Origin of the sequence: Streptosporangium sp. NPDC004379 (genome assembly GCF_042873875.1) — a bacterium.
Lineage (GTDB): Bacteria > Actinomycetota > Actinomycetes > Streptosporangiales > Streptosporangiaceae > Streptosporangium.
Map to the genome: position 1 here is coordinate 33,396 of NZ_JBIAMC010000013.1, position 18,121 is coordinate 51,516.

General features: G+C 72.0%; 18 protein-coding genes. 9 read left to right on the forward strand and 9 right to left on the reverse strand.

Annotated features, from left to right (window positions below; genetic code table 11):
• Positions 1–49: 49 nt before the first annotated feature.
• Positions 50–907 carry a helix-turn-helix domain-containing protein gene (locus tag ACFYSC_RS25880; protein ID WP_389966594.1) on the reverse strand — a complete coding sequence of 286 codons (858 nt, stop codon included), beginning with the start codon at positions 905–907 and terminating at the stop codon, positions 50–52.
• A gap of 453 nt (positions 908–1,360) precedes the next feature.
• On the opposite strand from ACFYSC_RS25880, the gene ACFYSC_RS25885 reads away from it, so the two are divergent.
• The 4 genes from ACFYSC_RS25885 (at position 1,361) to ACFYSC_RS25900 (ending at position 4,095) form a co-directional block, all read left to right on the forward strand.
• Positions 1,361–1,669, forward strand: a complete 309-nt coding sequence (locus tag ACFYSC_RS25885) for a hypothetical protein (RefSeq protein ID WP_389966597.1) — start codon at positions 1,361–1,363, stop codon at positions 1,667–1,669.
• On the forward strand, positions 1,656–2,330 hold the full coding sequence (locus ACFYSC_RS25890; RefSeq protein WP_389966600.1) for a hypothetical protein: 675 nt from the start codon (positions 1,656–1,658) through the stop codon (positions 2,328–2,330). The genes ACFYSC_RS25885 and ACFYSC_RS25890 overlap by 14 nt, the downstream gene beginning before the upstream one ends.
• Before the next feature lie 254 nt (positions 2,331–2,584).
• Positions 2,585–3,139 (forward strand): HD domain-containing protein, encoded by a 555-nt coding sequence (locus ACFYSC_RS25895; protein ID WP_362938940.1) that lies wholly within the window; start codon positions 2,585–2,587, stop codon positions 3,137–3,139.
• Positions 3,140–3,183: 44 nt separating this feature from the next.
• Complete coding sequence (locus ACFYSC_RS25900) at positions 3,184–4,095, forward strand: Rieske 2Fe-2S domain-containing protein (RefSeq protein ID WP_362938910.1); 912 nt, start codon at positions 3,184–3,186, stop codon at positions 4,093–4,095.
• Positions 4,096–4,299: 204 nt separating this feature from the next.
• Here ACFYSC_RS25900 and ACFYSC_RS25905 read toward each other — a convergent pair whose 3' ends face one another.
• From ACFYSC_RS25905 to ACFYSC_RS25915, 3 genes are all read right to left on the reverse strand, one after another.
• Positions 4,300–4,536 (reverse strand): hypothetical protein, encoded by a 237-nt coding sequence (locus ACFYSC_RS25905; protein WP_389966603.1) that lies wholly within the window; start codon positions 4,534–4,536, stop codon positions 4,300–4,302.
• Between the two features lie 29 nt (positions 4,537–4,565).
• The gene (locus ACFYSC_RS25910) at positions 4,566–5,339 is read right to left on the reverse strand and encodes a sulfite exporter TauE/SafE family protein (protein ID WP_389966606.1); all 774 of its coding nucleotides are present in this window, start codon (positions 5,337–5,339) and stop codon (positions 4,566–4,568) included.
• Positions 5,340–5,540: 201 nt separating this feature from the next.
• Positions 5,541–6,335, reverse strand: coding sequence for an ABC transporter ATP-binding protein (locus ACFYSC_RS25915; RefSeq protein WP_389966609.1), 795 nt, complete (start codon positions 6,333–6,335; stop codon positions 5,541–5,543).
• 67 nt (positions 6,336–6,402) lie between these two features.
• Between ACFYSC_RS25915 and ACFYSC_RS25920 the strand changes: the two genes are divergently transcribed.
• On the forward strand, positions 6,403–7,122 hold the full coding sequence (locus ACFYSC_RS25920) for a hypothetical protein (RefSeq protein WP_389966612.1): 720 nt from the start codon (positions 6,403–6,405) through the stop codon (positions 7,120–7,122).
• A gap of 241 nt (positions 7,123–7,363) precedes the next feature.
• Here the strand turns inward: ACFYSC_RS25920 and ACFYSC_RS25925 are convergent, their stop codons facing one another.
• The 3 genes from ACFYSC_RS25925 to ACFYSC_RS25935 all read right to left on the reverse strand — a co-directional run bounded on the left by ACFYSC_RS25925 (position 7,364) and on the right by ACFYSC_RS25935 (position 9,941).
• A complete protein-coding gene (locus ACFYSC_RS25925) occupies positions 7,364–7,861 on the reverse strand; it encodes a MarR family winged helix-turn-helix transcriptional regulator (RefSeq protein WP_389966615.1) in 498 nt (165 codons plus the stop codon).
• 230 nt (positions 7,862–8,091) lie between these two features.
• Positions 8,092–8,787 carry a response regulator gene (locus ACFYSC_RS25930; RefSeq protein ID WP_389966618.1) on the reverse strand — a complete coding sequence of 232 codons (696 nt, stop codon included), beginning with the start codon at positions 8,785–8,787 and terminating at the stop codon, positions 8,092–8,094.
• Positions 8,784–9,941, reverse strand: coding sequence for a GAF domain-containing sensor histidine kinase (locus ACFYSC_RS25935; RefSeq protein ID WP_389967132.1), 1,158 nt, complete (start codon positions 9,939–9,941; stop codon positions 8,784–8,786). Before ACFYSC_RS25935 ends, ACFYSC_RS25930 begins: the two co-directional genes overlap by 4 nt.
• A gap of 134 nt (positions 9,942–10,075) precedes the next feature.
• Here ACFYSC_RS25935 and ACFYSC_RS25940 point away from each other — a divergent pair, with 134 nt between their 5' ends.
• The 4 genes from ACFYSC_RS25940 (at position 10,076) to serB (ending at position 14,405) form a co-directional block, all read left to right on the forward strand.
• Positions 10,076–10,741: an SDR family NAD(P)-dependent oxidoreductase gene (locus ACFYSC_RS25940; protein ID WP_389966621.1), complete on the forward strand. Its 666-nt coding sequence runs from the start codon at positions 10,076–10,078 to the stop codon at positions 10,739–10,741.
• Positions 10,738–11,991, forward strand: a complete 1,254-nt coding sequence (locus tag ACFYSC_RS25945; protein ID WP_389966624.1) for an S-adenosylmethionine:tRNA ribosyltransferase-isomerase — start codon at positions 10,738–10,740, stop codon at positions 11,989–11,991. The genes ACFYSC_RS25940 and ACFYSC_RS25945 overlap by 4 nt, the downstream gene beginning before the upstream one ends.
• A 450-nt stretch (positions 11,992–12,441) precedes the next feature.
• Positions 12,442–13,035 carry a hypothetical protein gene (locus tag ACFYSC_RS25950; protein ID WP_389966627.1) on the forward strand — a complete coding sequence of 198 codons (594 nt, stop codon included), beginning with the start codon at positions 12,442–12,444 and terminating at the stop codon, positions 13,033–13,035.
• A 146-nt stretch (positions 13,036–13,181) separates the two neighbouring features.
• Positions 13,182–14,405 (forward strand): phosphoserine phosphatase SerB, encoded by a 1,224-nt coding sequence (gene serB / locus ACFYSC_RS25955; RefSeq protein WP_362941154.1) that lies wholly within the window; start codon positions 13,182–13,184, stop codon positions 14,403–14,405.
• Positions 14,406–14,573: 168 nt separating this feature from the next.
• On the opposite strand, the gene ACFYSC_RS25960 is transcribed toward serB, so the two are convergent.
• Positions 14,574–15,047: a SixA phosphatase family protein gene (locus ACFYSC_RS25960; protein WP_389966631.1), complete on the reverse strand. Its 474-nt coding sequence runs from the start codon at positions 15,045–15,047 to the stop codon at positions 14,574–14,576.
• A 519-nt stretch (positions 15,048–15,566) separates the two neighbouring features.
• Complete coding sequence (locus ACFYSC_RS25965; protein WP_389966634.1) at positions 15,567–17,906, reverse strand: sodium-translocating pyrophosphatase; 2,340 nt, start codon at positions 17,904–17,906, stop codon at positions 15,567–15,569.
• Positions 17,907–18,121 lie beyond the last annotated feature (215 nt).

The following is an 18,121-nucleotide window of genomic DNA, read 5'->3' on the forward strand; positions in this document are numbered from 1 at the left end:
CGTTCTTTCCGATGGCGGCACCCGGCGAGCCGCCGATGTACCGGAATCCTCATTTCCAGTGCCCTGCCGTTTCCGCGATCAGCCGCTGCGAAGCCGGCTCGTCGAGCGCGCGCTCCATGAGGTGGCCGAAGGCCCGCTCGTACCCGTAGACCATCTCCGCGTCCTCGACGTACCGCCCCCCGAAGAGGGACTCCAGGTAGACGATGTCGGGGAAGTCGGAGAAGGCGAGGTGCACGAACGGCCCCGTCGCCACCGGCGGCGGAACATTCTGGGGGAGGACGCGCATCTCCACGTGTTCCAGCTCCGAGACCTCGATCAGGTGGTGGAGCTGGTCCCGCATGACGCGGGCGTCGCCGTACTGGCTTCTCAGCACGGACTCGTTGAACACGACCAGGAGGGTCAGCGGGTCGTCGGAGTACAGCAGGGTCTCCTGCCGCCTTCTCCGCACCTCGACCCTGTCCTGGAGCCTGCTCGGCGGGACGTGGCCCGCGTGCTGGCCCACCGCGTTGACCGCCCAGGCGTACGCCTCCGTCTGAAGCAGGCCCGGCATGACCTGGGGTTCCCAGTTCCGCGCCACGGTCGCCTCCGCCTCCAGCCCGATGAGCGTCGTGTAGTCATCGGGGAGGGAGGCGGCGTATCTCTCCCACCAGCCCTTCGACTCGGCGTCACGGCGCAGGCCGATCAGCGTCTCCCGAAGGACTCCTTCCACCTCGTAGACGTTCGCGAGCGCCTGGACGTCGGCCTCCTTGGCCAGCGTCTTGGCGTTCTCGATGCGGCTGACCTTGGCGGCCGACCACTTCAGCAGGAAGGCCACCTCGTCGCCGGTCATGCCCCGGTCCTCACGGATCCGGCGCAGTTCGAGACCCAGGCGACGCCGGCGGAGGGGGGGACTGCCGCGCTCCGGCATCCCGGTCTCCTCGTCATCTCGGATGGATGGAGTCAATGCCCCTAGCAGGGATGATCTGAATGGTAGTGCAAGTTGCATGGATCATTGCAGTGCATTTATAGAAGTTTGTTACTTCTTTCCTTACGCCAAGCCTTGCAGGCAAATCTGTGCTGAGCGACCATCGAAGCAGGAAGATTTCGAGAGGACCGACGGGGGAGCCACCGAGCCCACGGTGAGGCGGTCCGCGGGCCTCTCACAGGGCGCGGCCTTCGGAACCCGCGCCTTCCGACGGCAACGGCGCCGCCCTCAGCCACCGAGGAGACATGGGAGGCCGCCAGGACGACAACGGGGATCATCGCGACGTTCCGCCGTCGCGTCCGCACGCATCGCTTCGGGGATGGAAAAACCGGGTCGGCGGCCACCGACCCGGCTGACACAAGCACTCCGCATCGCAGCCACGAAAAGGAGTAACCCATGCCTTTCCACCGTATCAACGGGCTTCACGGAATCAAGGCCTTCGTCCTCGACCTCGTCGACCGGGCCGACCGTGAACTGTGCATGGACCAGGACGAATGGGCGTACAGGCTCGGCTGGACCGTGACGAGGAAGGGGTTCGGCGCCCGGTCGTACCGGGACCCCCGCTTCGACCGGCTCGCGGCCGGCCGCGCCACCTCCGTGACCGAAGCCGGAAAGGCCCTCACCGGTGAGGTGACGGTCATCCCCGGAGGTGGCATCGGGATCGTGACGAAGCCCGGGGAGGTGGAGGACGATGTGGCCGCGTAACCCCCGCAACAACCCCCACCACCGGGGCGGGCCCGCGCCGTCCCCCGGCGGGGCGAATCCGCTCGTCCGTGCCTGGCGGTGGCGAACGGAGATCACCCTGGCGTGCGCCGCCCTCCTGACCGGCGTCGTCACGGCCACGGCCCTGGGGCAGGACGACTGGCGTCCCTTCCTCGTCGCGACCGGCGCCGTCTCGCTGGCCGTCGTCCTCCGGCCCGTCCGCGACCGGGTCGGCGCCCACCTGTGGTGCGTGGTCTCCCGGCACCGCATCCAGCGGGTGTGCCTGGAGACGGGCATGCACACGGCGGCGGGACGGATCCCCCTCATCCTGTGGATCACCCCGACGGCTCTCGGAGAGAAGGCGCTGATCCTCACCCGGGCCGGGATCTGCGCGGAGGACTTCGACGCCTTCGCCGGGGAACTGGAGTCGGCCTGCTTCGCCCGCCGGGTCGTCGTCGCCCGTCACCGCCGCCGGGCCGACCTGGTCACCCTCGAGATCATTCGCAGGGAGGGGACCACCCGGCCCGCCGTCCTCCTCGACCGGCTCTCCGGGCCGGCGAACTGGGCGCCCCCGCGGTCCGCCGGGGGCCGTGAGGAGGTACCCGATACCGTCTCCCCCGAGCCGCCCTTCGCCCCGCCACGTGAGGTCCCCCGGGCGGCGTGAACCGTACGGCCCGAAGCGGGCACGGGAGGTTCCCGGCGGTCGCGGCCGGATCCGCCGAGGTCGCCGGGGCCGGCCGCCGGATCGCCGGCCGGTGAGGCGGCGGCGCGCCGCCGGGGGCGGCGGCCGATCCGGCCACCTCCCGTTCCCGTCCGATCCGATGATCGTTCGGAAAAGCAGGATCCGCGCGCATTAGGCTTACGCGCGTGACCACCCCTCCAGAACAGGACCGTCTGCACGCTCAGCTCGCCTTCGCCATGGAGATCGACAAGCTCAGACGCATCGTGCGCCGCAACACCCTGATGGACGGGTCCCGGCGCGAGAACGACGCCGAGCACTCGTGGTACGTGGGCATGCTGGCGATGGTGCTGGCCGAGCACGCCCCACCGGGCATCGATCTGGACAGAGTCGTCGCGATGCTGCTCGTCCACGACATCGTCGAGATCGACGCCGGAGACACCTTCATCTACGACGCCTCCGCCGTGGAGGCCCAGCTCGACCTGGAACGCAAGGCCGCCGACCGGATCTTCGGACTGCTCCCGGACGACCAGGCCACGCGGCTGCGGGCACTGTGGGACGAGTTCGAGGAGCGCCGGACCCCCGAGGCCAAGTTCGCCAAGGCTCTCGACCGGATCGCCCCGATCCTGGCCAACCACCACAACGAGGGCGGCACCTGGTCGCTGTACAAGGTGACCGCCGAGCAGGTGCTGGAGAAGGTGAGGATCATCGAGGAGGGCTCGCCCACGCTCGGCGCCTACGCCACGGAGATCGTCGAGCTCTCGGTCAGCCGGGGACATCTGGCGCGTGCATAACGCCGTTCCCGGGTAGGTCCCTATCGCTTGGAAAGGGGACGATCGTGAAGGAAAACGTTAAAACGAACCGCCAGAGCTTCCGCAAGTTCGTTCCACCCGTCGACCTCGTCGGCAACGTGGAGCGCTCGACGAAGCTGGATCGCCCGATTCAGGCGGTGTCCAGGGCGGTGCGGCGGCGGCTCGGCCCCGGGTTCCTGCGCGACCTGCTGCACGGGGTTCCCACCGGCAAGCCCCTCCATCCACCGCTCACCGACGTCGCTCTGGGCTGCTGGATGTCGGCGTCGCTGCTGGACGTGACCGACGCCGACCCCCGGGCGTCCCGGACGCTGCTCGCGGCGGGCCTCGTGGCGTCCGTTCCCACGGCCGCGTCCGGGATCACCGACTGGTCGGCGCTCCACCGCGAGCAACAGCGGGTCGGGTTCGTTCACGCGCTGGCCAACGTGGCCGCGCTCACCCTCTACGCGGGCTCCCTGCTGCTGCGCGTGCGGGGCGACGAACGGCGCGGCCGGATGCTGTCGTTCGCCGGACTGGCCGTCGGCGGCGTGGGCGCCTACCTCGGCGGCCACATGTCGTACCGGCAGGCGGCCGGGGCCAACCACGCCGTGTCGGTCTCCCACCTGGTCCCGCTGGGCTGGCACGACCTGTGCGATCTCAAGGACCTGCCGGACGGCCGGCCGGTGACCCGGCGGCTGGGCTACATCGACCTGTTCGTGCTGCGCAGGGGCGAGGACGTCACCGTGCTCGCCGACCGCTGCTCGCACCTGGCCGGGCCGCTGCACCAGGGACGCGTGACGTCCGTGCAGGGCGCCGACTGCGTGGTGTGCCCCTGGCACGGCAGCACGTTCCGGCTGTCCGACGGCACGGTCATGCACGGCCCCGCCACCGCCCCGCAGCCGGCCTTCGAGTCGAGGCTGCGCCGCGACGGTGTGCTGCAGGTCCGCCCCATCCCGGCGTGACCCCGCTGTCCGGTCCCGCTGTCCGGTCCCACCGTCCCGGTTCCGGCTCCGCCGGTCCGGTTCGGCCGGATCGGTTCCGGCTCCGCCAGGCGCCGTTGCGCGGGCCCTCTTCGCCGGTCGACGAACCAGCGGGTTCGTGAAGAGGGCCCGCGCAACGGCGTCCACGGCTTCCGGCCCCCGGTCAGAACGCCCGGGGGCCCGCCGTCACTCCTCGTCGTCCGGCCGGCCGTCGGCGGGATGCTCGACGAGGGCGAGGACCCGGCTGGACATGAACCGCGCGGTGCGGACCGCCGTCCCGCTGCGGGTGACCTCGCTGACTTCGACCACGCCGCCCCGGCGATTGGCTATCTCGACCCGGCGGCCCGCCTTGGTCGCGACGACGTCGTAGGTGCGCGAGCTGTCGCCCGCATCGATGACGATCTCTACACGGTCGCCTTTCATGACCGTGTTGTTCCCGCAAGTGAGGGATTTTAGCCGTACACCAGTTTGACGATCGCCACGACGCCGACGCACACGATGAAGCCACGCAGCACCGGCGCCGGCAGCCGCCTGCCGACCTTCGCTCCGAGGAACCCGCCGATCGACGCGCCGACCGCCACCAGCGCGACGGCCCGCCAGTCCACCACGTCCCGCCCCGAGAACAGCGAGAACCCGATGAACAGAAGCGCCGCGGTGCCGTTGACCATCAGCGACAGGACGTTCTTGGCGGCGTTGACACGCTGCAGGCCGTCGTCGAGGAAGCTGCCGAGCAGCCCGATCAGCAGCACGCCCTGGGCGGCGCCGAAGTAGCCGCCGTAGACGCCGGCGGCGAGGACCCCGATCCACAGCAGGGGACCGCCGTGCGGGTGGGCGTGCTCGCGCCGGGCGGCCAGCAACCGGTTGAGCCTCGGCTGGAACACCACGAGCACGCAGGCCAGGCCGATCAGGACCGGCACGACCACGTCGAAGGTCTCGGCGGGCAGGAACAGCAGCAGGACGCTCCCGGCCAGCGCGCCCAGAGTCGAGGCGACCCCCAGCCGGAGCAGCCGCCCGCGCTGCCCTTCCAGCTCGGCGCGGTAGCCGAGCGCGCCGGTCAGCGTCCCCGGCACCAGGCCGATGTTGTTGGAGACGTTCGCCACGATCGGCGGCAACCCGACGGCCACCATGGTCGGAAACGTGATCAGCGATCCCGAGCCGACGACGGCGTTGATGCCGCCCGCCGCGACCCCCGCCGCCAGGACGGCGACTGCCTCCCACGGTGTCATCTGGCCCCTCCTCGGTCGTACGGCTCGCGCCCGGTGATCGGTGCACGGCCTCCACCGGATGCTAGGAGGGGAGCTCCGGTCAGCGGTCGGCGGGGTGGCCTCCGCCGCCCCGCGGCCGTAGCGGCCCGGAAGCGGATGGAGAAGAGACTGAAAGCAGACGGAGGGGATGGGAGAAAGGCTCAGAAGAGCCGGTGGAGAGACTCAGAAGTCGTACGCGCGGGCGTACCAGCGGCCGTCGCGCCCTCGCTCCAGGTTGAGCGGGATGCCGAAGGTGCGGGAGAGGTTCTCGGCGGTCATCACGTGGTCGATCTCACCCTGGGCGACCACCGAGCCGTGCCGCAGCAGCAGCGCGTGGGTGAACCCGGCGGGCACCTCCTCCACATGATGGGTGACCAGCGCCATCGTCGGTGACTTCGGGTCCTGCGCGAGCGCCGACAGACGGCGGACGAGGTCCTCCCTGCCTCCCAGGTCGAGCCCGGCGGCCGGCTCGTCCAGCAGCAGCAGCTCGGGGTCCGGCATGAGCGCGCGGGCGATCTGCACCCGCTTGCGCTCGCCCTCCGACAGCGTGCCGAACCGGCGGCGGATCAGGTGGGCGCAGCCGAGCTGGTCGATCAGCTCGACGGCGCGGGTGACGTCGCCGGAGTCGTATTCCTCGTTCCAGCGACCGATGATCGCGTAGGAGGCGGTGAGGACGAGATCGATGACCTTCTCCTCCGGCGGCACCTTCTCGGCCAGCGCGGCGCTGGCCAGGCCGATGCGGGGACGCAGATCGAACACGTCGCTCTGCCCGAGGCGCTCCCCGAGGATCTCCACCACTCCCTCGGTGGGGAACAGCATCGCGCCGACGACCTGGAGCAGCGTCGTCTTACCCGCGCCGTTGGGACCGATGACGACCCACCGCTCGTCCTCGTGAACGGTCCATTCGATGTCTCGAAGCAGCGCCGCACCGTCCCTGCGCACGGTGACGTCCTGTAGCCGAAGCACCTGACCGCCCATGCCCCTACCCCTCCTAGAGAATCGCTGGAACAAAACCTATTGCAGGACAAGCGCATATCGTGGACCGGTGCACCCTGATTCACAGATCTCGGCCACCCTGGTCTGCTGGGGCAACGCCTGGCTGACGGGTCAGGTCGGCCTCGACGATGCCGTCGACCGCGTCGAGCGCCGTGGCGGACCCCAGCTCGTCGCCACCGAGACCGGCGACACCGGTCTGCGCGGCTTCCTCGCCGGCCTGCGGATGGACGGCATGAAGTCGCTGCGCCTGGCCCTCCCGGTACCGGGCGACCCGCTCGGACTCACCGGGCCGCCCCCTCTCAACTCCGCGGCCATCGAGGCCGGGCAGGCGGCGATCGCCGTCCTCCCCGGCCGGTGCGTCGGGCTGGTGCCCGCGTCCGACCGCCGCGGGTCATCGTACGCCGGGGTCCGCTGGAGCGCGCTCGCGGCCAGCGTCAACGCCCCGGACGTCCCCTCCCTGTCCGAGGCCGAGCACGCCCTGACCATGGCGATGCGCACGGCCACCGACACCCTGCTCGGTCTGGGAGGCCCCGTCCAGGGACAGCCACGGCCGAACACCGCCGACGGCGGCCTGGCTCCGGGTTACCCGGCCCGCGCCCACCGGGTCGCGGCCCTCGCCGCCCGGCTGGCCGCGGTGCTGCGGGTCACCGACGACCGGGGGCTCACCTCCGGCCAGATCGCCGCCCGCGGCGCCGCGCTGCGCGATCTCGACCGCGCCGTACGGCGGGCACGGGTGGCCGCCCACCACGCCATCACCGAACTCGTCTGACCCCGTTACGAGGCCACCGGCGGCAGCGTCGCCATGAGCCCACCCGGGGACGCGGTGTCTGGACCCGCTCGGAAACGCCGGTATCGGGACCCGCTCGGGGGCGCCGGTGTCTGGACTGAGGAACGCAGGAGCGAAGCGACGGAGTGACGAGGGAAGACACCGGGTAAGAGCCCCCGAGCCGCGACGCGCAGCGTCGCCATGAGCACCACCCCGAGCCGCGACGCGCAGCGTCGCCATGAGTTCAGCGGGCCTGACGGGACCGCCGCACCGGTCCGCAGCCCTCCTCGGGCTCGGCGAGGGGGCCGTCGAGGAGCCGCGTCAGCGCGTCGACGAACGCCTTCCGCTCCCCCTCGGGCACCGTGGCGAGCACCTCGGCGTGGACGCGATCGACGATCCTCGCGCCTTCGGCGACGATCCGCATGCCCTCCTCGGTGACCGAGATGATCCGGGCCCGGCGGTCGGTGCTCGACGGACGGCGCTCGGCGTATCCGGCCCTCTCCAGTTTGTCGATCGTCACGACCATCGTGGTCTTGTCGAGGTCTGCCAGCTCGGCGAGCTGGATCTGGGTGCGCTCGGCCTCGGCCGCGTGCCACAGGACGCACTGCTCGCGCGGGGTGATGCCGATCTCGGCGAGGGCCGCGGTCAACCGGGTCGTCAGCACGTGGCCGGCGTGCATGAGCATGCCGGTGAGGTCGCGAACGGTTCGCGGGGGCGCGCTCGTCGTCATACCGCTCGTCATGCTACGAGCCTAACAAATCGTTCCGCTGCGAGATGATCCCGCAGTGAAACAATCGGCGGGTCCGGTCGTCCGGCCGGGACGGAACGGGGATCAGGTGGAACGAGGCCCGGGGAGCGGAACGGACCGGCGCTCCTCTCCGGACCGCGGCGGACGTGATCCGACCGCTCAGGCCAGGCCGTGGCGGACACGATCCGACCGCTCGGACCAGACCATGACGGGATATCGGCCGTTCAGGCCAGGCCGTGGCGGACGGCGTAGAGGGCCGCCTGGGTCCTGTCCTGCACGCCCAGCTTCATCAGCACGTTGGAGACGTGGGTCTTCACGGTCTTCTCCGCCACCGCCAGCTCGCGGGCGATCTCCCGGTTGGACCGCCCCGAGGCGATCAGTGCGAGCACCTGACGCTCGCGACCGGTCAGCGGCGCCACCGGGCCCTCTCCCCGCCGGGGCGGGGAGGGCGCGGCCGGGTCCACCGGGACTGTCCGGAAGTCCTGGGACGTCTGGGGCCCCTGGGCCTGGGAGGCCGACAGCACCGCCCCGGCGGCCTCGGGGGCGAGCAGCACCTGGCCGCCGTGGACGGTCCGGATGGCCTGGACCAGCGTGCCGGGATCGACGTCCTTGTACAGGAATCCGGCCGCCCCTGCCCGTAGCGCGGGGGCGACGTCCTCCGGGTCTCCGACCGAGGTCAGCACCAGGACCCGCGGGACGTGCTCCCGCCCGGCGAGGCGTGCCAGCGTGCCGAGGCCGTCGAGGACCGGCATCCTCAGGTCGAGCAGCAGCACGTCCGGGGCGAGCGACTCCACCAGGGCGAGCGCCTCGGCGCCGTCTGCGGCCTCGCCCACCACGTCGAGGTCGTCCTGCAGATCCAGGAACGTGCGCAGGCCCTGCCGTACGACCGGGTGGTCGTCGGCGATCAGGACGCGGATCACGCGGGGACCTCCATCCGCACCAGCGTGCCGGCGTCCGGTCGCGACGTCACGCGCACGTCCCCGCCCAGGGCTCCGGCCCGCTCGCTCATCGAGGCGATGCCCAGTCCGCGTCCGGCGGCGGCCGCCACGTCGAACCCCCGCCCGTCGTCGCACACCTCCAGGACCAGCCGGTCGCCCTCGCAGCCGAGCCGTACGGTGACCGTCCGGGCCTCCGCGTGCCGGGCGGCGTTGTGCAGCGCCTCCTGGGCGACGCGCAGCACGGCCGCCCCCGCCGCCGGCTCGAACTCGCACCCCGGCGCCTCCTCGAAGGAGAAGGCCGCCGGGTGCAGGCGATCCAGCAGCCGCACGTGCTTGCGCAGCGTCTCGGCCAGGCCGTGGCGGTCGAGGTCGGCCGGACGGAGCTCGATGATCACCTCGCGCAGCTCGGCCAGCGCCTCCCCGGCCATCCGCTCCACCCGCTCCAGTTCCCGCCGCGCCCGGCCGGGGTCGCGGTCCAGCAGGGAGTTCGCGGCCTGGGCGGTGAGACGGAGGGAGAACAGTTTCTGGGTCACCGCGTCGTGCAGTTCCCTGGCCATCCGGGTGCGCTCCTCGGCCAGGGCCAGCTCCCGGCTGCGCTCGTACAGGCGGGCGTTGGTCAGCGCGATCGCGGCGTGCGCGGCGAACAACGTGAGCAGCCGCTGGTCCGCCTCGGTGAAGCCGCCGCGGGTCCGCTTGTTCGACAGGAAGACGATGCCGAGCACCCGGTCGCCGTCGCGGATCGGCACTCCGAGGAAGTCCTTGAGCACCGGGTGGGCGCGCGGCCAGTACTCGAACCGGGCGTCCCTGCGGATGTCGGGGAGCCGGACGGGCGCCCCCTCGCGCAGCATCGCCCCCAGCATGCCGTGCTGGCGGGGCATCGGCCCGATCGCCTCCCACTGCTCGTCGGTGATGCCGTCGGCGACGAACTCGGCGAACGCCCCGTCGTCGTCGGGGACGCCGAGCGCGGCGTAGCGGGCGTCCAGCAGGCGGCGCGCCGACCGCACGATCACCTGCAGCACCTCCCGGACCGACAGGTGCCTGGTGACCGCGAGGACGGCGGAGCTCACCGCGTGCAGGACGTCATCACGGTCCCTGTCCTGGTCCCGGTCCTCGTCTCCGGAGCCTCCGGCGCCCATCACGTCCACAGATGGAAACTCTAGACGTCCGTCCTGGTGAAGCGGCTGGGGCGGCGGTCCTAGGACCATCGGCCCGGGGGGCCTGCGGCCGGTGGCCGATGTGCGGCGCGGGGCCGGTTCCTAGCGTCGGGGACATGACGAAGACAGCACTCATCACCGGCGCCTCCCGTGGGCTCGGGCTGGCACTGGCCCGCTCCCTGGCCGCCGACGGCTGGCGCCTCATCCTCACCGCGCGGGGAGAGGAGGCGCTGCGCTCCGCGGCCGGCGTCCTCGGCGCCCTCGCCCTGGCCGGGGACGTCGCCGACCCGGCCCACCGGGACCGGCTGGCCCGTGCCGCGGAGGACCACGGCGGGCTGGACCTGCTGGTCAACAACGCCTCGGGGCTGGGCGCGGTCCCGTTGCCACCGCTGTCCCGCTACCCGCTCGGGGAGCTTGAGGACCTGTTCCGGACCAACGTGCTGGCCCCGCTGGCACTGGTCCAGGCGGCGCTGCCGGGCCTGCGGGGGCGGCGCGGCGCGATCGTCAACATCACCTCCGACGCCGCCGTGGAGGCGTACGAGGGCTGGGGCGGCTACGGAGCCACCAAGGCGGCCCTGGAGCAGCTCTCCAACGTCCTGGCGGCCGAGGAGCCGGACGTCGCCGTCTGGTGGGTGGACCCGGGCGAGATGAGCACGGCCATGCTCTCCGACGCGGTCGGCGAACAGGAGGCGGCGGCGGCCTCCCCGCCGGAGACGGTGGTCCCCACGCTGCGGCGGCTGGTGGCGGAGCGTCCGCCGAGCGGGCGGGTGAGCCGCTCATGAGCGGCGCGCACGACATCGCGATCCCGGACGGACGCTCCGGCGACGCGGGCGACGTCACCCTCCCGGACGGCCACACCGGCGGCGCGCACGACGTCACGCTCCCGGACGGACTCCTCGGCGGCGCGCACGACTTCACCCTCCCCGACGGCCTGGAGGCCCATGAGCCGCCCGAGGCGCGAGGACTGGCCCGTGACGGTGTGCGACTGCTGGTCTCGCGGCGCGGCACCGGGGAGATCGGCCACCACAGGTTCACCGACCTGCCCCGCCTGCTGGAACCCGGTGACCTGCTGGTGGTCAACAACTCCGCCACGCTCCCGGCGGCGGTCCGGCTCGACCGGCTCGCGGTGCACTTCTCGACAGAATGCGAGGACGGGACCTGGCTGGTGGAGCTGCGCCGCCGTACGGGCCGGCCCGCCGGGAAGACGGCCGGCGGCACGGGAACGGGCACGAGAACGGGGGGCGGCGGTGGCGGCGGCGGCGGGGCGGACGGTGGCGCGGCGAGCGGCGTGACGGTCCGGGCGGACCGCGGGACCGGCGCGAGCGAGCCGTACCCGGGCGGCGTGCCCGGCGAGTGGCTGCCGCTCCCCGGAGGGGCCACGCTGCACCTCCTGGAGCGACGGACGCCGCGCCTGTGGCGGGCCCGGCTGGACCGTGAGGTCCTCGGCTACCTGCGCCGGTACGGCGTGCCGATCCGCTACTCCTACGTGGGCCGGGACTGGCCGCTGACCGACTACCAGACGGTCTTCGCCCTGCGGCCCGGCAGCGCGGAGATGCCGAGCGCCGGACGGCCGTTCACCACCGCCCTGGTGACCGAGCTGGTGTCACGCGGGATCGGCGTCGCGCCGATCACCCTGCACACCGGGGTCGCCTCACCGGAGGCGGACGAACCGCCCTACCCGGAGAGGTTCGAGGTGCCGGAGACCACCGCGCGGCAGGTCGCGTCCGCGCGCGAGGCCGGGGGCAGGGTGATCGCGGTGGGCACGACCGTGGTGCGGGCGCTGGAGACGGCCGCCCTGCCAGGGGGCCTGATCGGGGCCGCGGACGGCTGGACCACCCACCTCGTCACCCCGCGGTCCGGGGTGAGGGTCGTGGACGGCCTGGTGACCGGCCTGCACGAGCCGCGCTCCAGCCACCTGCTGATGCTGTCCGCGCTCGCCGGTGACGAACTGCTCTCCCGGTCCTACGCGCAGGCCCTCGGGGCGGGCTACCTGTGGCACGAGTTCGGCGACCTGCACCTCATCATCCGCTGACGCCGTCTGAATCATCCGCATCCTCCGCCGGCGCCGTCGTCGTCCCGGCGCCCCGATCACCGCCGGCCGCGGCGGTCGTCCCCGGCCGCCTCCGGCCGGAAACGAATTCCCGGGAGCGGGGAAATCGCGGGCGCCCGGTCCGTCGTGACCGCCCGTCCGGCGCTGGGGCACGCCGTACGGTTCCGGCCTTGGAACGGTTCAGGCCCGGAAGGAAACGGCTGGTGAATGGGCCGGGGAATCGGCCTCCGGGGACCCGTAAGCCCAGGGACGACCGAGGTTCCGGCGCCCCGGCTGGCGTTCCGGGGTCCCGCCGGTTCACCGCGGATACACCAATGGGCCCCTTGGGTCTCCATATTCCATTCCCTATTTCCCGCAGAATGTGGTAAAAATCTTGGACTTTCACGGGGAACGTGCGATATCCCCGTTCCCCCCTCTACTGGGAGACGTTTAATGCGCCACCCGATCTCCAAGATCGTCACCCTCGCCGTGGCCGGCCCGCTCGCGGGCGCGATGCTGTTCGCCGCCCCCGCCACCGCGGCCACCGCGGCCTCCACCGCCCCCGCCGCGGCCTCCACCGTCTCCGTGGCCAAGCAGGCCGACGACCCGTTCTCGGTCTTCGCCGTCAAGGGCTCGGCCTCGGCGAAGGTCCGTCCCGGCGGGAAGATCACCTACACCCTCAAGGCCACCAACACCGGCCCCTACGAGTCCAAGGCCGGGGAGTACTACATCGTGGTGGGCGCCCCCAAGGGCGTCGACGTCACCGGCAAGTGGTCCTACTACGGTCCCAAGAAGAGCGCGTGCGCCAGCGAGGACCAGTTCGCCTTCTGCGCGGTCGACAAGACCATGAAGGTCGGGGACTCGGTCTCCTTCACCTTCGAGATGAAGGTCAAGAAGAGCGCCAAGGGCACGATGAAGACCACCCTCGGCGTTCTGGCCTTCGACGTGCCCAACGGCGCGGAGAACCTGAGCCGCGAGGAACTGGAGCGTCTCGGCGTCAAGAGCTGGCTCTACGGTAAGCGGCACAGCACGCGCGTCGTGCGCTGACCCGCGCCGCCGCGCGACGATCGGACAGGGAGGCCCCCGCCGGAAGGCGGGGGCCTTTCCGGTCGTAAGGCGGGGGGCGAACTCCAGGCGTCCGTATGGTGAACCGCATCCACGGCATTTTCCCCAGCCAAGTAGCGTAGATGGCGATGAACCAGCGCACGCTCCTGATCACGTTGACCGGGCCGGACCGGCCGGGCGTCACCTCCCGGCTCTTCTCCGTCCTCGCCGGCTTCCCCGTCGTCGTCGCCGACATCGAGCAGGTCGTCATCCGCAGCCGGCTCACCCTCGGCGTCCTCGTCGCCTACTCCGGAGGCCCGCCGACCGGCACCGGCGGCACTCTCGGCGCCATGTGGACCGCCGTGGAGGCCATCGCCGAGGACATGGGCCTCCACGTCGAGCTGACCACCGGCACCGACCCGCAGGAGAAGCGGCGGCGCGGGCGGCTGCACGTCACCGTCCTCGGCTCGCCCCTGCAACCCGCCGCGATGGCCGGCATCGCGGGCCGGATCGCCGCGGCCGGGGCCAACATCGACCGCATCGAGCGCCTGTCCAACTACCCGGTGACCAGCATCGAGCTGTCCGTCTCCGGCGCCGACCCGGACATGCTGCGAGCCAGCCTCGCCGCCGCCGCGCACGCGCACCAGGTGGACGTGGCCGTGCAGCGGACCGGCCTGTACCGCAGGGCCAAGCGGCTGATCGTGATGGACGTCGACTCCACCCTCATCCAGGACGAGGTGATCGAGCTGCTCGCGGCGCACGCGGGCTGCCTGCCGGAGGTCGCCAAGGTCACCGAGGAGGCGATGCGCGGCGAGATCGACTTCGCCGAGTCGCTGCGCCGACGGGTCGCGCTGCTGGCCGGCCTGCCCGAGTCGGTCTTCGAGACGGTCCGCAAGGAGCTGGTGCTCACCCCGGGCGCGCGGACGCTCGTGCGGACCCTCAAGCGGCTCGACTACCGGTTCGCGATCGTCAGCGGCGGGTTCACCCAGCTCACCGACGCCCTCGTCGAGGATCTCGGGATCGACTACTCCGCCGCCAACACCCTTGAGGTGACGGACGGCGTGCTGACCGGCCGGGTGGTCGGCGAGATCCTCGACCGCCCCGGCAAGGCGCGGGCGCTGGAGCGCTTCGCCCGGGAGGCGGGCATCCCGATCAGCCAGACCGTGGCCATCGGCGACGGCGCCAACGACCTGGACATGATCTCGGCGGCCGGCCTGGGCATCGCGTTCAACGCCAAGCCGGTGGTGCGCGAGGCCGCCGACGCCGCGGTCAACGTGCCCTACCTCGACTCGATCCTCTACCTGCTCGGCATCCCGCGCGCCGAGGTCGAGGCCGCCGACGCGGAGGACGGTGTCACCCCGCCGACGCCCTGAGCGCGGCCGGTCCCGCGGCCCTTCGGCACCGCCTCGGTGACCGCCGGGCGACGCCGTGCTTCCTCGGTGCCGGGCGATCGCGTGGCCCTTCAGCGCCGTCCCGGTGACCAGCGGCGGGCTTGCGGCTCCTCACCATCCCGGAAGACCGGCGGCCGGTCCCGCGGCTCCTCAGCGCCGCGCTGGTGACCAGCGGGCGACCCCGCGGCCCTCGCCGAGCCCGATCCACTCGTCCTCGGTCTCGAGGACGGCGAACGTGCCGGGTGGGAAGCCGTCGCCGCCGTCCACGCCGGAGAGGCCCAGGACGAGTTCGTGGACGCCGGGGTTGTGGCCGACCAGCGCCAGCGTGCGGACCTCGGGATCACTCCGTCTGAGCAGTTCAAGAAGCTCATCCGGATAGGCCTCGTAGATGCCCGTCTCGAATCTGATGTCGGCGCCGGGCAGGGCCAGCTCCGCCGTCCGCCGGGTGCGCAGCGCGGGCGAGCACAACACCACCTCGGGGCGCAGCCCCAGATCGGTGAGCGCCTCGCCCGCCCCGCGGGCGTCGTGCTCGCCGCGCGCCGTCAGCGGACGATCACGGTCTGCCAGGCCGGGGACGGTGGCGGCCTCGGCGTGCCTGAGGACGACCAGCGTGCGCGGCGTCACCCCGACGCCCAGACGGCGAGCCCGACGATCACCGCGAACACCACGGCCATCCCCAGCAGGATGAGCAGGAGCGTCTTGCCTCCGGAGGGCTGCTGTTCCATCAGATCCGCCGTTCCGTGAGGTCCGGAGAGAGGGGCGCCGGGCGGGTCCGGCGCGTCCGCGTCCCCGCCGCGGTCCACGGGTCCGGAAGGGATCGGGCCGGCTCGCCGCCCGGCCCGCCCGGGGCCTGGCCACCGCCCGCCGCGTGAAGTGGAGAAGTCACGTGGTCCAGTTTCCCACCGCACCACCTCGCACACGTGAAAGGGGTGCGCCGCTCCGGCGCACCCCCTCGTGAGCTTCACGGACCTCGCCGGCCGTACCCGGTCCGGCCCTCGCGGGCCGTACCGATTCGCCGGTCCGTGCTCGTGAGCCGTACCGATTCACCGGTCCGGCCCTCGCGGACCGTGCCCGATCCGCCCGCCGTACCCGGTCCTGCCCCGGCTCCGCCCGCCTTCCGAGGGCGGAGCCGGCAGGCCGTCCTCAGTGCGAGATCTGCTCCGGCTCCGGCTCCCGGTCGGCGGGCCGGTCCTCCGCCGGGGCGATGCTCGCCGACCGGCGCTTGGAGATCACCACCACGCCGACGACGACGGCGACCGCGGCCAGGCTGGCGCCGATCCGCAGCGCCGGGTTGTCGGCGTAGGTCACCACCGCCGGCGCGATGAGCAGGGCGACCAGGTTCATCACCTTGATCAGCGGGTTGATCGCCGGACCGGCGGTGTCCTTGAACGGGTCGCCGACGGTGTCGCCGATGACGGTCGCCGCGTGCGCCTCGGAACCCTTGCCGCCGTGGTGGCCGTCCTCGACGAGCTTCTTGGCGTTGTCCCAGGCGCCGCCGGAGTTGGCGAGGAAGACCGCCATCAGGGTGCCGCAGGCGATGGCCCCGGCCAGGAAGGCGCCGAGGGAGGCGTACCCGAGGGCGAAGCCGACCGCGATGGGGGTGAGCACGGCGAGCAGACCCGGCGTGGCCAGCTCCCGCAGCGAGTCGCGGGTGCAGATGTCGACCACCCTGCCGTAGTCGGGCAGCTCCGTGCCGGCCATGATGCCCGGCTTGGTACGGAACTGCTCGCGCACCTCGAAGACGACCCGCCCGGCCGCGCGGCCGACCGCCATGATGGCCATGCCGGAGAACAGGAAGACCACCGAGGCACCGATGATCAGACCGACCAGGACGTTCGGGGAGTCGACGCTGAGGCTGAAGACCTTGAAGTTGCCCAGCGCCGCCTGCACGCCCGCCGACGCCTTGGCCAGCTCCGTCTCGACCGACGTACGGAACGCGCCGAACAGCGCGGTCGCGGCGAGCACCGCCGTGGCGATCGCGATGCCCTTGGTGATGGCCTTGGTGGTGTTGCCCACGGCGTCCAGCGACGTGAGCACCTGGGCGCCCTCCCCCTCGACGTCGCCGGACATCTCGGCGATGCCCTGGGCGTTGTCGGAGACCGGTCCGAAGGTGTCCATGGACACGATCACACCGACCGTGGTCAGCAGGCCGGTCCCGGCCAGCGCCACGGCGAACAGGGCGATGGTGACGTTGCCGAAGCCGAGCAGGAACGCGCCGTAGACGGCGGCGCCGATGATCAGCGCCGAGTAGACCGCCGACTCCAGGCCCACGCTGATGCCGGACAGGATGACCGTGGCGGGACCGGTGCGCGAGCTCTCGCCGATGTCCCGCACCGGGCGGCGGTTCGTCTCGGTGAAGTAGCCGGTGAGGACCTGGATCGCGCTGGCCAGCACCAGGCCGATGAGCACCGCGCCGATCGCGATCAGGCGGGGGTCGGAGGTGACGGAGGCGATCTGCGGGCTCACCCCGGACAGCTCGGAGAAGCTGCCCGGCAGGTAGACGAAGGCGGCCACGGCGACGAGCACCGCCGAGATGATCGCCGAGATGAAGAAGCCGCGGTTGATCGCGCTCATGCCGGAACGGTCGCCGTTCCGCGGGGCGGTGGTGAAGATGCCGATGATCGCCGTGATGACGCCGACCATCGGGACGATCAGGGGGAAGACCAGTCCTTCGGTGCCGAAGGCGACCTTGCCCAGGATGAGGCTGGCGACGAGCATGACCGCGTACGACTCGAACAGGTCGGCTGCCATGCCCGCGCAGTCACCGACGTTGTCGCCGACGTTGTCGGCGATGGTGGCGGCGTTGCGCGGGTCGTCCTCGGGGATGCCCTGCTCGACCTTGCCGACCAGGTCGGCGCCGACGTCGGCCGCCTTGGTGAAGATGCCGCCGCCGACCCGCATGAACATGGCGAGCAGTGCGGCGCCGAAGCCGAAGCCCTCCAGCACCGCGGGCGCGTCGCCCCGGTAGATCAGGACCACGATGGCCGCGCCGAGCAGGCCGAGGCCGACCGTGATCATGCCGGCCACGCCGCCGGTGCGGAAGGCGATCCGCATCGCGCGCTTCTCACCCGACTCGCGGGCCGCCGCGGCGACGCGGACGTTGCCGCGAACCGCCAGCCACATTCCGATGAAGCCGGTCAGCGCGGAGAACACGGCGCCGATGACGAAGAAGACCGACCGGCCGATGGCCGCGCCGGTCGAGGGGGCGGGAAGGAGGTACAGCAGGAAGGGGATCAGAACGACGAAGACGGCGAGCGTCCGGAACTGCCGCGCCAGATAGGCGGAGGCACCCTGCTGTACGGCTCGCGCGATGTTCTGCATGCGTTCGGTGCCCTGGCCGGCGGCCAGCACCTCCCGCACCAGGACACCCGCTACGGCGAGCGCCAGCAGGGCCACGACGGCCACGACGATCACTATGGTGAAATGGGAACCGCTCAGGGATACCGCTGGCTCATCGGCAACGGCTGATCGAAGCACAGACATCCGACTCTCCTCGGCAAGACGGGTTCACGTCCTGCCCGGAGTGCGCCGCCGTGGATGGTCGACAGAAGCGGCACACATCCGGGTATTGGCAGTGCCGCTTCCGGTTGCGTCCGCAGACCTCCTCCGGGGGCCGGACCCGCTGACGGGCCGGTCCGAAGGACAAACCTTGGCCGGTCCAGGGAGTCTACGCAGCGTGGCTGCGGATATAAAGCCTC

Bases quoted from the DNA above. Each gene is read 5' to 3' on its own strand.
- ACFYSC_RS25880 (WP_389966594.1), bottom strand. From the start codon at position 907: ATGCCGGAGCGCGGCAGTCCCCCCCTCCGCCGGCGTCGCCTGGGTCTC.
- ACFYSC_RS25885 (WP_389966597.1), top strand. From the start codon at position 1,361: ATGCCTTTCCACCGTATCAACGGGCTTCACGGAATCAAGGCCTTCGTC.
- ACFYSC_RS25890 (WP_389966600.1), top strand. From the start codon at position 1,656: ATGTGGCCGCGTAACCCCCGCAACAACCCCCACCACCGGGGCGGGCCC.
- ACFYSC_RS25895 (WP_362938940.1), top strand. From the start codon at position 2,585: ATGGAGATCGACAAGCTCAGACGCATCGTGCGCCGCAACACCCTGATG.
- ACFYSC_RS25905 (WP_389966603.1), bottom strand. From the start codon at position 4,536: ATGAAAGGCGACCGTGTAGAGATCGTCATCGATGCGGGCGACAGCTCG.
- ACFYSC_RS25910 (WP_389966606.1), bottom strand. From the start codon at position 5,339: ATGACACCGTGGGAGGCAGTCGCCGTCCTGGCGGCGGGGGTCGCGGCG.
- ACFYSC_RS25915 (WP_389966609.1), bottom strand. From the start codon at position 6,335: ATGGGCGGTCAGGTGCTTCGGCTACAGGACGTCACCGTGCGCAGGGAC.
- ACFYSC_RS25925 (WP_389966615.1), bottom strand. From the start codon at position 7,861: ATGACGAGCGGTATGACGACGAGCGCGCCCCCGCGAACCGTTCGCGAC.
- ACFYSC_RS25935 (WP_389967132.1), bottom strand. From the start codon at position 9,941: ATGGGCGCCGGAGGCTCCGGAGACGAGGACCGGGACCAGGACAGGGAC.
- ACFYSC_RS25940 (WP_389966621.1), top strand. From the start codon at position 10,076: ATGACGAAGACAGCACTCATCACCGGCGCCTCCCGTGGGCTCGGGCTG.
- ACFYSC_RS25945 (WP_389966624.1), top strand. From the start codon at position 10,738: ATGAGCGGCGCGCACGACATCGCGATCCCGGACGGACGCTCCGGCGAC.
- ACFYSC_RS25950 (WP_389966627.1), top strand. From the start codon at position 12,442: ATGCGCCACCCGATCTCCAAGATCGTCACCCTCGCCGTGGCCGGCCCG.
- serB (WP_362941154.1), top strand. From the start codon at position 13,182: ATGAACCAGCGCACGCTCCTGATCACGTTGACCGGGCCGGACCGGCCG.
- ACFYSC_RS25965 (WP_389966634.1), bottom strand. From the start codon at position 17,906: ATGTCTGTGCTTCGATCAGCCGTTGCCGATGAGCCAGCGGTATCCCTG.